Consider the following 13,629-nt stretch of genomic DNA (forward strand, 5'->3'; position numbering starts at 1 on the left):
GATCATGAACAGACTTTCGACTTCAAAATTTCGATAGCCATTCACTCGAAGCACTTATCAGCGTCAACAGTCAAAAGTTTGCAACAGATCCTTTGATCAATGACCGCTTTCCAGAAGTGCGCTTCGTTCGCGGGCTTAGCGTATTTGTTGGATCGTTTGAAAGCTGCGGGGGCCGTATCAGCCCATATCCGAAACGCCCGTGAGAAGCCTGTTGAGTCGGTATGGCCGAGTCCTTACGCTTTTCGCGGCGTTGAAGTCCCACGGAAAAACGCCGGATATCCGAAGCGAGCCAACGCCTGCAGTAAGTTGGGACTTGCGTCGTCGCTTATGAATCTTGGAGCGGTAATCTTTAGCTTAACGATCAGTCAGAGTTGCATATCTGATTGCGTTTCTTGAATTCATTCGGAGTCATCCCGGTCCATCGCTTGAAACTCCTGTGAAAACTGGGTTGGTCCAGAAGCCCAACACTTTCACCAATTTCTTTTATCGAAAGTTGGCTGTTTACAAGCAATGTCTTCGCTCGCTTCGCCCGACATTTTTCCAGTTCTGCTTTGAAGCTTGTACCATTGGCTCTGAAGGTGCGTTTCAAACGGTCGGGGCTTTGCGAATACAACTCGGCAAACCAGTTTAGGGTGGCAGGTTGCTTGTCGAGATGCAGTTCAAGCAAATCGCGGGTTTGCTGAAGAAAGTCGTCGGCGCCTGTGACGTTCTCCGGGAGATTCTGGCTTTGCCCACCCCCGGACCGAAGCAGCAACCAGTTCGCTGGAAACTCGATGCGAGCGCCCAAGCGATTGGTCTGGCGTACCGAAATCTCCTTTTTCTGCCAATCAGGTATGCAATCAGGTTTGCAAACCCAGAAATGTAGCTTTTTGGAATCCCAGTCGGGACCGCAGACGGATCGAACTAGTCGAACCATAAATCCCAGATAATAGCCGTCGACTTGGCCAGGTGGAGAAGATGGCTTGAATGTGCGTTTTGCATCTAACCTGGCGACATGACCGTCGGTCTCGAGATTGTAGGTCGCCATGGACGAAATCCTGCCCACGTCCACAACTAGCGATATCAAAAGGTCACCGAGCGACGCGCTTTGAGTTTCAAGGATCGACAGGTTGGGCAATGTCTTGAGAGCCGCATTCGCACCGACGTCAAACCCCAAATGCGGGTTACTCAATGCCTTCGCGAAATTGTCGATCAGATCGTACCAATGCTGCCCTGCCATGAACGCTTCGCCGCGCTGCACGTCCTTCAGACTGAGGCCGGATGGCTCAAGAAATTTGTCAACTTCAAGGCCATGGCTGAGGGCAAGGGACACAAAAGGTTGCGCCATCGAGCATTCAACAGTTGGGAGTTTCATTTGTCGACCCGAACACTCAGAGTTTAATTTTTTCATTCGCATTTTCGAGCATTTTTTATGCATTTCAACCACAATGCTAATGACAGTCTGAGCGCCACACGCAAAGATACAATCGTGCAGAGCAGTGCATTGCCACGAAGGAACTCCAAAATGTTCAAAAGTTTAACGGTCGCCACTTTTCTTTCAGCGGTCGCAACATATTCATTTGCTCAAGAGGAAAGCTTTCCGATCCTCTTCACCAACGTGCATGTCTTTGACGGCGTGAACGAAGAGCGGATCGAAAATGCCAATGTTCTGGTGGTTGACAACCTGATTGCCGAAGTTTCGACCGAGCCTCTGGCTGTAGCGAATGTCCAGATCATCGACGGCGGTGGGCGCACGTTGATGCCGGGTATGCATGACCAGCACGTGCATCTTACAGTATTCAATCCGCTCAGCGACGGGTTACGCCAGAATATCACGCCCTTTCATCTTGGCGGCGTCGCCACGATCCGGTCCCAGCGCATTCTCATGAACGGGTTCACAACCGTGCGCGACCTTGGAGGACCGGCCAAATCCATCGCCCGCATAATTGACACCGGAATGTTTCCGGGCCCACGTATCTATTCCTCGGAAGCGTTTATCACCCAGACATCCGGCCATGCTGATTTCCGCAAACTAAACGACCGGCATCCCACATTGTCGGGTCAGGGGCCGTCGCATTGGGTCGAAACGGACATGAGCTTTATCGCCGACGGACCTGAGCAAATCCGAATGGCTGTGCGTGAAAACCTGCGTCGCGGGGCAACCCAGATCAAGATCATGGTCAGCGGCGGGGTTACGTCAGAGTTCGATCCGCTGCACTCACTTCAGTATCAGGCTGACGAGATTCAGATGGCGGTCAAAACGGCCGCGCAGTGGGGCACCTATGTCACCTGCCATGTGTTCACCGAACAGGCGATCCGCAACTGCATCGACAATGGTGCCAAGACGATTGAACACATCCCGTTCCTAACCAAGGAGGCTGCCGAGATCATGGTCGAAAAGCAGATCATGTTCGCGACGGCGGTGGCCCCGGTCTACTCGGTGACCACCGAACAAGCGGAAGCCTTTTACACGCCAGCGTCCTTCGTGAAATGGAAAAGTGTGCGGGATGCTGCGGCCAATATGATCGAAGTGATCCAGACGACGCCGGGCATGATTGATCTCTACACACTGGGCACAGACCTTGTGAACAACTGGGATCAGACGCTTGAGCAGGACAAGAAGATGAACGACGAAATCGGATATCTGCACGAAGCGGGTTTCAGCGCATATGACATTCTGCGCATCGCAACGTCGAACGGCGCCCGCATGAACCAACTGACCGGCTTGAACAACCCGTATCAAGACGGCCCCCTCGGCGTGGTCGAGGAAGGTGCCTATGCCGATCTTCTGCTGGTCGATGGCAACCCGCTGGAGGACATCCTGCTGCTGGCCGAGCCGGACGCCAATCTGAAAATCATCATGAAAAACGGCGTGATTTACAAGAATACACTCGATTGAGTGTCGCGCGGGGTGAATTAACCTCGGCACCCCGCGCACCCCGATAGCGGAAGGGAAAGGAAGCCTATGAAATACCTCGGCAAATCTACAATGATGGCGAGCGCACTGGCTCTCACAACAAGCGCGGCTTTTGCACAAGAGGCCACAGGTGACATCCCCCCTGTTACACTCTTCAAGAATGTGATGGTTTTTGATGGAGTGAATGACGGACTCAAGGACGTCGACGTGCTCGTGGTAGGCAACAAGATTCACAAGATTGACGCTGACATTCCTGAGGGCGGGAAGTGGGAAGTCGATGTGCGCACCGGGGGATCCAAGCGGTTGCCTGATCCAGTCGGCGGCATCGACGGCTACTCCTTCACCGTTCAAACGGAACGCGGCATCGAGACCAAAGAAGTGGATGTGACCGTCATTGACGGAGACGGTCGTACGCTCATGCCTGGACTTATCGACAGCCATGTGCATGTGAACATGTACAAGAACGGGACTATCCCGGGGCTTCAGGACACCACATGGGAAGAGATTGGCGCACGTGCTGCCGCATTCGCGCAGGAAATGTTGGCGATGGGCTTTACAACGGTTCGCGATATGTGCGGCGCTCATGGTGGGCTGAGAGCGGTTATTGATGAAGGATCACTTCCCGGCCCAAGAATTTATTCCTCCGGCGCATGCCTTAGCCAAACGGGCGGACACGGCGACTGGGGTATCGCTGGTCAGCGCAAGAACGAGAGCAATCTTGAGCGACTGGAGATCACCAGATTGGTGGACGGGCCCGCCGAGGTGCTTCAGGGTGCGAGGAGGAATTTTGCTTTAGGGGCAAACTATCTCAAGATCATGGTCAGCGGTGGCGTGACATCGATCAAGGACCCGATATATCAGTCTGCTTTCACAAACGAAGAGATTTCTGCTGCAGTAGAGGTTGCAGGCGATATGGACTCATACGTCGCTATGCACGTATTTATGGACAGCGACCTGTCCCGTGCGCTCGATCTTGGTGTCAAAGTGGTAGACCACGGCCTGACCATTACCGAACCGACGATGCAGAAGCTGGTCGAAAAAGAGGCGTTCTTTTCGCCCAACCTGACTGCGCTTGCGCCCGAAGCTCTGGAACACCCGATGCATCAGGACCCGACTTTCCCGCCGACGGCGAAGTTTCTGTGGTTGCGGGAAAACAGCAAGCAGCTGATGGATCTTGTAAAAAAATACAAGCCGAAGATGGTGTTCGATTCCGATTACGTGCTTCTCACGGGTGTCCCTTATCGCCAGTCAATGGATTTTACGAAGGCGTTTGTCGCGCGTGAGTTTGGCAACCTCTGGGCATTGCAGATGATGACCTCAAATGGTGGCGAACTGGCGGCGCTGACCGGGCGAGGAAACCCTTACCCTGAAGGCAAGCTTGGTGTGATCGAAGAAGGCGCCTACGCCGACATTCTGATCGTAGACGGGAACCCACTTGAAGACATCTCGGCCATCGGCGCGGTGGACACATGGTTTGATGCGCCGCCACGCGGGCAGGATGTCCCAAGCATTCGAATGATCATGAAAGACGGCGTGATCTACAAGAACACGCTGGAGTGATAAGCAGAGGTTTTTTGTACTCTGCCTATGCCTGCGCCGGATCGCGCCTTTTTTGGCGCGAGCATCCAAACAGTAGCCTGTTTCGTCTCGCCGCAGGCTCAGCATTGAAAGGACGCACAATGAAACATCTTATGCTGGGCGCTCTTCTGGCGGGATACGCCACATTGGTCAATGCAGAAGACAGCCAAAACATGCGCACATTTCTCTTCATCGGTACGTCCAACAGTGCCGCGTGGGAAATGCAGATCGCAAATCCAGGTGATCGCGCAGCTAGCGTCAAAGGTGGAATTGAGGCGCTTGGCGGGGAGCTTCTCAGTTACTACTGGGGCCTCGGAAACGGGAAAAACTACATCACCGTTTCGCTACCTGACGATCCCACGTTCATTCAGGCGTTTTACGTCAGCCGTCTTGGGGATGGGCTGCTCGATGACTACCAGATGATCGAACTGATGAGCAGCGCGGACATGGCCGAAGCGTTGTCCCGCGTACCTGAGATCAAAGCGCAGGATGATCTGAAGTAACGGGTCGTGAAAAAGGAGATGAAAGCATGAAAAAGGTTACCAAACTTGCTCTTGCAGCGGTGGTTTTGAGCGGTCCGGTTTTTGCACAAGCACCGCCAAGCGAAGAGGAAATCGCCGCGCGTATCGAGAAACTTGTGGAAATGGCTGATCCCCGCGGGGATGAGGCGAGGCAGGGCGATTTGGCATATCGGGAGCGGTATGTCGACGCCCTAATGATCGATGCGCTTGCGGTCGGCTCGCCCGGGTTCGAGAGTATCGACTTCCTGCTCAAGGATTGGGAGAGCCTTGCCAATCATTACGAGGAGTATGGATACGCTGCGTTCAGCACAACGATATCCAACGGCTCCGAAGGTGCTCTCGCCGTTCTCGAACGGATTGATGTCATGAAGGCGTGGATTGACGAAAACTCTGACCGTTTCACGCTGGCGACGACAGTTCAGGATTTGATTGATGCCAAGGAGGCAGGCGTTGTTGCTGTGATGCTGAACTCGCAAAGCATGGATATGCTCGACGAGGATATCGCGAACGTTCAGCGCTATTGGGATCTCGGAATCCGCCAGATGAATTTTTCGTACAATCAAACCGGCCCCTATTCTGCTGGTATGGTCGACAATGACCCCTTGGCGAGTGACATGGGCGTTACCGAGCTGGGCGCAGCTGTGGTCGCCGAGATGAACCGTGTTGGCATGATCGTCGATTGCTCACACTCTTCATGGGAAACTTGCATAGAAGCAGCAGAGCTTACCACCAAGCCGATGATGATTTCGCATAGCAACTCGTACGCGTTGTACGAGAACCTTCGAAATGTATCGGATGAAGCAATCCGAGCCGTCGCTGCTACTGGTGGCGTTGTATGCGTGAATTTCCTTGGTGGCTTTCTGAATGGGCAAGTTCAGGCTACGCCGGAGGCCATTGCCAAGCATATCAACTACATCGGTCAACTTGTCGGAAAACAGGCAACCTGCTTCGGCGTCGATTATGTCGAGAACTATGCAGTCGCACTTGGTCCAATTATTGGGAATCCCGAAAAGTACCCGCCGGAACAGGGATATGGTCTGCCAACTCAGATGGCCCCGCCCGCCGACGCATGGGCGGTTTCCCGAGTTCTGGAGGAACAGCACGGTTGGAGCGAGAGCGAAATCCGCGGATTGATGGGTGGCAATCTGATGCGCCTTTATGAAGCGAATTGGGGAGAGTAGGTCGCTTTGAAAATATGCCGCGCACGGGCCGGTTGATTCGTGAATGACCCGCTGCCGCCCTAAACGAAGGACGAGTATGACCAAGAAGCACATCAAAATAGTTGCTTTCTTATTTGCCGGTGCCATCGCTTCGGGCGCGTCAGCCCAAGAAAACAGCACGGTACGGCAGTTGGAGGCGGCTGCCACCGCATCGCTTGGGGGGCCAGCGTCGGCTCAGGCGCAATTAGAGCAGGACAGGCTCCGGCGTCTTGAGGATTCCAGATTGCCGGGGCTGGATCGGTTTTTCGATCCCCTCGAACAGTCGCGCGAGGCTTTTGCCAAACGCACTGGGTTGAATTTGTCCTTCGACTACCAAGCGCTCTACCAGAAGTCTTCAGACAGCCTGAGTGGCACCGACGAGGCCGCTTCGGGGCAGGCGCGGATCATTGGCAACTGGGAATTGCTGAATCGTGGGACCGACAATGCAGGCAGTTTCGTCTTTATCCTCGAAAACCGTCATCGTTTGGGCACGGATATCGCGCCGGGCAGTCTCGCGGGCGAAATTGGGTATCTCGGTGTCACGGCAACGACATTCAGCGACACGGACTCTACACTGTCGGTCGCGTATTGGTCGCAGGCCCTGTCCGGGATCAACGGAGGCTTCGTGGCCGGTCGCATTGACCCCGGCGACTATTCCGATATCCTTGGCTACGTGAACCCGCGCACGACTTTTTCGAATTTTTCAATTCTGTTCAGTCCAGTCCTTCCCATTCCCGATCCTGGCTTTGGCGTTGCTGGCGGAGGTTACTTTACAGATCAGATCTATGCGCTTGGCTTGGTCAGCGATGCCAATGGATCATTGACGGATGTAGACTGGTTTCCCGGCGGTTCGGAGTTTTTCACCTACGGTGAGATCGGCTGGACGCCTGCCAGAGACCAGCGATACCTCACCAATGTTCATCTCGGTGTATTCCATGTGGATGACAGAGATGACGCTGGTGTGCCCAGCAGTCACGGAGCGATGCTGTCAGGCAATGTGACCCTTGACGAAAGCATTATGCTGTTCGGTCGCCTTGGCTGGTCCGACGGCGATGCCCCGATTGCCAGACGTGCGGTCAACGCCGGGGTCATGTGGCGCCCCGGGTTTTATGACGACTTGATCGGGTTTGGCGTGACGGTCGCCGACCCATCCGATCAAAACCTTGACACGCAAACCACCGTCGAAGCGTTTTATCGCTTAGATATTTCCGACAACCTCGCGCTTACGGCAGATGTCCAGTATCTGAACAATCCCGGCTTCACCGATGATGACCCTCTGGTGTTCGGGCTGAGGTTGAGATTCAACTTATAAGACAGAAAAAACACGAAACCTCATCCTCATACTTGGTATTCTGTAGGCCAGCTTCCGCTGATTAACCCGCCCGTCAAGTCAATGCAGAGTTGCAGGCTAATTATGATTGGAAGGCTTCTCTGACAAAGTTGAAAACTCCGTTTTCGAGAAGCTTGTCACAGTTTTAGCAACACAGGTTCGCGTTGAAAGCCGAATGTAGCGTAACTCCCTTTCGAAACCCGGTGCTCAAAACCACAACCGTAGCCCGAGTTCAGTGAGAGAGAGGGCAAAGCAGACGTTCGCAACCTATCCTCCAGCGGCAAGTTTGGGCTCATCGGTTTGCTTCGCCGCGCGCGACACGAACGACCGCTTGTTCAAACAGCTTGGGCGTTGCGCGCGCATTCGCAATAAGATTGTATGCTCGATTGTTCGAGATTCCGGTGCTCGAACCTCTGGGATTTTGCAATACAGCACCCACGTCAAGCGGAGGCACTGCTTTCTGGCCGTTTGGCTCTCATTTTCTCCATCGCCATGTCTTTTGCGGACCGGCTTTTTCGTTTTGCAACGGCGCGCTGCGCATCAAAAGCTGCCCGAAGTTCCTGATCTTTTTCCGAAACCTCTTTCACCGGGGCAGGGGCCGGTTTCGCATCAGCCAGTGCCTTCGCCGTGTCCCTCGCTTGCTCTGCAGCAAGATCTAGGTGTGTGCCTTTGATCTTTGGCGTATCGCCACCAAGGAACTGCACAAAATACGGATCTTCGAAGTATCGGATCTTGTTTGCAATCACCGGCATCTTGCCTTCGCGGATCAGCACAACCTCATTTTCCGGCAATCGGCCAACGTGTTCCGGCCGGAGCAGGCGAATGCCTTCCTCGCGTTCCGATATGCTGCCCATTTCCATTTTGCCGAGCGCCCGAGACTTCGATTTGCTCATTACTGTTTTGTCACCGATAGACCTGGACACGTGTTCGCGGACCTCTGAATCCTCAGAGGCCGCGAACATCTGCGTCCCGGCGTTTGCCAGCATCGCCCGCACACCTTCATGCCCATAGATGTCCTGCAGGCGCGACAGCGTTTGCGAAATCACGATGATCCGTCCACCGAACGATCGCATGGTGTCATACGCTTCAACGACACGCTCAAGATGGCCGAGGCGCTGAAACTCATCGAGCAGCATCAAAACCTTGAACGGCTCATCCTCGCCCGGTTCGTGGGTTTCGATGGTGTTCACCAGATCGAGGAAGAACAGGCGAATGAGCGTCCGGAACTCTTTGACCTTCTTCCCTGGCACAGAAAAGTAGATCGAGGTGGGGCGCCAACGCAGATCTTCGAAGTTGATGTCATTGCCCTGCGTGGCTCTTGCCACAGAGGGGTTGCGCCAGAGCTGCAGGCCGGAGTTGTTCATAACCGAAATCGTTGATCGCAAGATTTTGGATTCTTCGGCTGCAAGATTCAGGAACTCATCTGCAGCTCGCGCATATCCAACTTCTTCAGCCATTTTCTCATAGTCCTTTTGCTTGGTCGTTTTGACCAGGCGCAGGACTTCGGAAATGTATGGCCGCTAGCCGAGCGTGTCAGCAGCAGTCGCCAGTTTCAAAAAGCTGCGGCTGTTGAACTCATCCAGATCCGTCAAACCGCTGATGGTTTTGAAGGAGTTTTCGAGCAATGCCCGCTGTTGTTCCAGTTTCTCGTACTGTTCCAGCAATTGCTCGTACTGGCGGACCATTTCAGCGATTTCTTTGGCCGAATTGGCGGCGTCCTGCGTAATGGATGCAGAGTCCACCACCGGAACACCCTGGGCCGATGCCATGACGGGCAGCGACCCGTCGGCTTCTCGCTCCGCGCCATTGAACTTGCTAGTGGTCGAAAAATTCTACCTAGACGTGGTGATCTGCACCACTGGCGATGGAGCAGATCTGGATGAGTTCTTCGGCCACATGAGTGTGTGGGACAACAAGGGTTGGGCGACCCGACGAAAAGCACATCGGTTCATTGAACAATCGGAATTTGCCCTTTCGTTTTGGTGACCAGGTCCGTCGTGCTCTCAGAGAAAAGGCAACTCGCAAAGCGTTCCGCCAACCGGTCCAGCGCCACGTTTTACCGTGACCCTGTCGCCGGGTTCGGCATCGACCGAGACCAAAGCAAAGCCGATATTCTTTTTCATCCGGAAAGACCAGGCGCACGTCGTCAAATCACCAATTTTTACCCCCCCTTTCTCTATGTCGTTCCAAGTGAATTCTGGATTTGCAGGACTGCCAGCGTCCAGCACAACCCCCAACTGATGCCGTTTCGGCCCCTCATCCGCAATACGGCGCAACGCATCGATCCCAATCGTGTCGTCAGGCACATGCAAGTCCACATATTTGCCCATGCGGACTTCGTAGGGATTGGTCTGTCCATCGGTGTCGCCTCCATAGGAAACGAGACCGCTCTCGACTCGCTCACTCCAGTTGGGGTTCCCTGGACCAATACCGTGTGGCTGGCCGGCCTCTTTGACGATGTTCCAGAGTGTAGTGCCTTTGGCACTATCCATCAGGTAAATCTCGAACCCACCTTGTTTGGACCAGCCCGACCGGGCGACGGCGACCGGAATACCGTCAATTTCGGTTTCCCGGAACCAGAAGTATTTCAGGTCTCGCACCCAATCACCAAAGATCGAGGCAACCACAGTTTCCGCCTTGGGACCCTGCACGGCCAGAGGTGAGACATCAGGCTCACTGACTTCCACATCCAATCCGCGCTCTCGTGCGACGGCTTCGGCCCAGAACCAGATATTGCTGTCCGCGATAGACAGCCAGTAGCGGTCTTGGTCCAGCTTCAGTAGGATTGGATCGTTGATAAGCACGCCATGGTGGTTGCAAAGTGGAACATACTTGCCTTGGCCCATCTTGCATTTTGAAAGGTCTCGCGGCGCAAGGATTTGCGCCAGACGCCCGGCATCTGGGCCCTTTAGCTGCACTTGCCGCTCTACCGCAACATCCCACATCGAGACATCGTTGATGATGCGCCAGTACTCCTCCTCTGGGCTGCCATAGGAGGTCGGCATCAACATGTGATTGTAAGTTGTCATGGCACACACACCATCGGCCAAGGTGGCCTCATAGAAGGGTGATGTGCGCAGACGCGTGGACGGAGAAATAGAGAACATGGCTTGATCGCGATTTAAGGGAGACAAGAGAAGGCCGCCGGTCCGGGTGGAACCGGCGACCAAAGGTCAGTTGACTGGTGCCACTGACGGGGAGAAAGCAGCCTTAGGTAAGCCAGATATTGCGTAGAGTCTGACCAAACCCACCAAGAGTTCCAACCGGATGGGGTGTGTACCCCATGACGTTTTGTGCTGTTGCCTCAAGTTGGTTCTGGAACACGGCGTTCACAAAGCCGCCATCGTCGTTCATCATATGCAACATGTCGCAATACATCTGCGCGCGTTTTGCCTCATCCAATTCGGCGCGGGCCGCCAGGATCATGGAATCGAATTCGTCAGAACCCCACATGGTTTCGTTCCAACTGCCACCTTTCATGTGAGCGATGGTCAGGAAGGCATCGACAGTAGGTCGAGCGTTCCAACCCGACATGGTCATTGGTTTCTGCATCCAGGTGTGGGTCCAGTACCCGTCCGATGGGGTTTTTATCACATTTACATCTACCGCTCCCTTTGCAGATTGCTGGAAAGTCAAAGCAATGTCGTTTGCCGAATTCCCAGCAGTCTCGGACGTATGGAGGTCGAAGCCCGAAACCCCTGCCTTGTCGAAGTAGAACTTTGCCTTGTCGGGATCGTATTCGGCAGGCTTTACGTCCGGGCACCAGTACTTGTAGGTCGGGCCAATCGGTGTGTCTGCTGAAATAGTACCTATTCCCTTGAACACCTGGTTCAAAACAAGTTCACGGTTCAACGCGTGTTTGACACCTTTACGGAAATTCGCGTCATTTGTCGGAGCGCGGTCCACCATCATCACCATGTTGGTAAACGAACCAGTCGGTGTATTGTGAAGCGTCACAGCGTCGTTGGAGTTGAGCTGATCAACAGCGAAGGCCGGAACGTCGTATACGGAGTCTACATCCCCCGCTAACAACGCGCTCAACATTGCGTTTGCGTCCGGAACAGGGATGAAATCCAAGCCATCTAGGTAAGGCTTACCGTCCTCATAGTAGTTTTCGAAACGTTCGAAAACCACTCGCTCGCCGGGAATGAATTCCATCACCTTGAACGGGCCGGAGCCAATTGCATTCGTGAAATCGCTGTGCCCGGCTGGATGGATGGACAGATGGTAGTCTGACATGATCACCGGCAGGTCTGCATTGCCGGAGGACAAGGTGATCTTTACGGTCATAGCATCGGGTGCATCGATTGCAGTGACGGTCGAAAGCAGAGCCTTGGCAGGCGATTCCGAACCCTCGGCAATGTGGCGCGACAGGCTTTCGACTACATCGGCTGAGGTGACGTTCTGACCGTTGTGGAAAACTAGGCCATCGCGCAACTTGAATGTCCATTCGGTCGCTGCATCGTTGACACTCCATTCCTCTGCAGCGTCGCCTTCGACCTCAAGCGAGGGTAGCAAACGAGTCAATCGCTGGTAGACGCAATTGCCGTAGACTGCATCCGAAGTATCCGTCATCCTGACGGGCTCTAGGGTATCATCGGTGTTGCCCTGCGCGATCCGCAGCCAGCCACCGCGTGTTGGCGACTGAGCGTATGCGGGACCAGCCTGGGCAAGAATGCTGCTGGCTGTGGGCACCAATAAACCAAAAGCGCCTGCGCGTTTGAAAAAACCGCGACGACTGAGCGATCCCGCCTTATATTGGCGTACCAAGCTATCGATGTCGGACATTTTTTCCTCCCAGATGACCGATGCGGGTTGCACCCGCTGTTCATCGAAGTTTGAGCGGACGGCACCCTGTACACAAACAACCGATTCCATGACATTGCCATAACTGAGGTTATGGAAATGTCAGCAGACTTCGAAAAGCCCAGCCGCACCCATACCACCGCCTACGCACATGGTGACGACCACATATCGAACCCCGCGCCGCTTCGCCTCAATCAACGCGTGGCCAACCAACCGGGAGCCAGTCATTCCATAGGGGTGACCGACGGAAATCGCGCCGCCATTCACGTTTAGCCTTTCGGGGTCAATACCCAGCTGATCCCGGCAGGGAATGGCCTGGGCTGCGAAAGCCTCGTTCAATTCCCAAAGACCAACGTCATCCACTTTCAATCCGGCACGCTCCAGTAGCTTCGGAACAGCACAAACTGGTCCCATGCCCATCTCCTCCGGAGCGCAACCTGCCACAGCAAGGCCCCGGTATACGCCTAGTGGAGCGAAGCCGCGCCGTTCGGCCATACGGGCCGACATCAGCACACAGGCCGATGCCCCGTCGGACAATTGGCTCGCGTTTCCTGCGGTCACGACACCGGCTTCAACAACCGGCTTCAGCCCCGCAAGCGTTTCGATTGTCGTTCCCGGCCGGTTGCCTTCGTCCTGCCTAACCGTAACGGTCTGTTCGGTAATTTCGCCAGATTCACGGTTTTTGACCAGCTTGGTCGCTGTTACAGGTACGATTTCATCGTCGAATGCTCCTGCAGCCTGGGCGGCGGCCGTGCGCGTTTGCGACAGTGCCGCGAATTCATCCTGTGCCTCACGAGTTACCCCGTGCAGACGCGCTACATTTTCGGCGGTTACAAGCATCGGAATATACGCGTGCTCTGAGGCTTGGACTACGGCTGGGTCTTTTTCGTCCATGACCCAGTCGAAATACCTGGCCTGCACCGCGGAAATGTTCTCTTGTCCTCCCGCCACGACAATGCCCATTCCGTCGACCGAAATCTGTTTTGCCGCTGTGGCAATGGCCATCAGGCCCGAGGCACATTGACGATCGAGAGTCTGGGCTGCCGCCGTTGGCGGGAGACCACCTGCAAGCGCTGCCAGGCGGGCGATGTTCAGGCCGGCAGTCCCAGCGGTCAGGACCGATCCCAGCACCACATCTTCTACCTCTGCTGGATCGATACCGGCCCGACTGACGGCGGCTCGTATGGCGTGTCCAGCGAGTGTCGGCGACTTCGAGTTATTGAAGGCACCCTTGAAAGCCGACCCTATGGGTGTTCGAGCGGTTGAAACGACAACGACATCTTTCATATCACGAACCTT

At 54.7% G+C, this 13,629-nt stretch carries 12 protein-coding genes; 6 read left to right on the top strand and 6 right to left on the bottom strand.

What is annotated here, in order from left to right:
- Positions 1 to 361: 361 nt before the first annotated feature.
- Entirely contained in the window at positions 362 to 1,396 is a 1,035-nt protein-coding gene (locus tag ACR0KS_RS19510) for an AraC family transcriptional regulator (RefSeq protein ID WP_480693312.1), read from the bottom strand.
- 108 nt (positions 1,397 to 1,504) lie between these two features.
- On the opposite strand from ACR0KS_RS19510, the gene ACR0KS_RS19515 reads away from it, so the two are divergent.
- The 5 genes from ACR0KS_RS19515 (at position 1,505) to ACR0KS_RS19535 (ending at position 7,506) form a co-directional block, all read left to right on the top strand.
- Complete coding sequence (locus ACR0KS_RS19515) at positions 1,505 to 2,878, top strand: metal-dependent hydrolase family protein (RefSeq protein ID WP_170568146.1); 1,374 nt, start codon at positions 1,505 to 1,507, stop codon at positions 2,876 to 2,878.
- Positions 2,879 to 2,944: 66 nt separating this feature from the next.
- Positions 2,945 to 4,456, top strand: a complete 1,512-nt coding sequence (locus ACR0KS_RS19520; protein WP_170568147.1) for a metal-dependent hydrolase family protein — start codon at positions 2,945 to 2,947, stop codon at positions 4,454 to 4,456.
- Positions 4,457 to 4,575: 119 nt separating this feature from the next.
- Positions 4,576 to 4,977 (top strand): hypothetical protein, encoded by a 402-nt coding sequence (locus ACR0KS_RS19525; RefSeq protein ID WP_170568148.1) that lies wholly within the window; start codon positions 4,576 to 4,578, stop codon positions 4,975 to 4,977.
- 26 nt (positions 4,978 to 5,003) lie between these two features.
- A complete protein-coding gene (locus ACR0KS_RS19530) occupies positions 5,004 to 6,176 on the top strand; it encodes a dipeptidase (protein WP_170568149.1) in 1,173 nt (390 codons plus the stop codon).
- Between the two features lie 76 nt (positions 6,177 to 6,252).
- Positions 6,253 to 7,506, top strand: a complete 1,254-nt coding sequence (locus ACR0KS_RS19535) for a carbohydrate porin (RefSeq protein WP_170568150.1) — start codon at positions 6,253 to 6,255, stop codon at positions 7,504 to 7,506.
- 458 nt (positions 7,507 to 7,964) lie between these two features.
- Here the strand turns inward: ACR0KS_RS19535 and ACR0KS_RS19540 are convergent, their stop codons facing one another.
- Entirely contained in the window at positions 7,965 to 9,035 is a 1,071-nt protein-coding gene (locus ACR0KS_RS19540; protein ID WP_480693319.1) for a type IV secretory system conjugative DNA transfer family protein, read from the bottom strand.
- A gap of 9 nt (positions 9,036 to 9,044) precedes the next feature.
- Positions 9,045 to 9,293, bottom strand: coding sequence for a type IV secretion system protein (locus ACR0KS_RS19545; RefSeq protein WP_170568152.1), 249 nt, complete (start codon positions 9,291 to 9,293; stop codon positions 9,045 to 9,047).
- Here ACR0KS_RS19545 and ACR0KS_RS19550 point away from each other — a divergent pair.
- On the top strand, positions 9,292 to 9,510 hold the full coding sequence (locus tag ACR0KS_RS19550; RefSeq protein ID WP_170568153.1) for a hypothetical protein: 219 nt from the start codon (positions 9,292 to 9,294) through the stop codon (positions 9,508 to 9,510). The genes ACR0KS_RS19545 and ACR0KS_RS19550 overlap by 2 nt on opposite strands.
- A gap of 17 nt (positions 9,511 to 9,527) precedes the next feature.
- Here ACR0KS_RS19550 and ACR0KS_RS19555 read toward each other — a convergent pair whose 3' ends face one another.
- The 3 genes from ACR0KS_RS19555 to ACR0KS_RS19565 all read right to left on the bottom strand — a co-directional run bounded on the left by ACR0KS_RS19555 (position 9,528) and on the right by ACR0KS_RS19565 (position 13,617).
- Entirely contained in the window at positions 9,528 to 10,631 is a 1,104-nt protein-coding gene (locus tag ACR0KS_RS19555; protein WP_170485289.1) for a glycine cleavage T C-terminal barrel domain-containing protein, read from the bottom strand.
- Between the two features lie 103 nt (positions 10,632 to 10,734).
- On the bottom strand, positions 10,735 to 12,312 hold the full coding sequence (locus ACR0KS_RS19560) for an ABC transporter substrate-binding protein (protein WP_170568154.1): 1,578 nt from the start codon (positions 12,310 to 12,312) through the stop codon (positions 10,735 to 10,737).
- 120 nt (positions 12,313 to 12,432) lie between these two features.
- Complete coding sequence (locus tag ACR0KS_RS19565; RefSeq protein ID WP_170568155.1) at positions 12,433 to 13,617, bottom strand: acetyl-CoA C-acyltransferase; 1,185 nt, start codon at positions 13,615 to 13,617, stop codon at positions 12,433 to 12,435.
- Positions 13,618 to 13,629: the final 12 nt, after the last annotated feature.

It is taken from the genome of Ruegeria sp. BC7, from assembly GCF_056539165.1.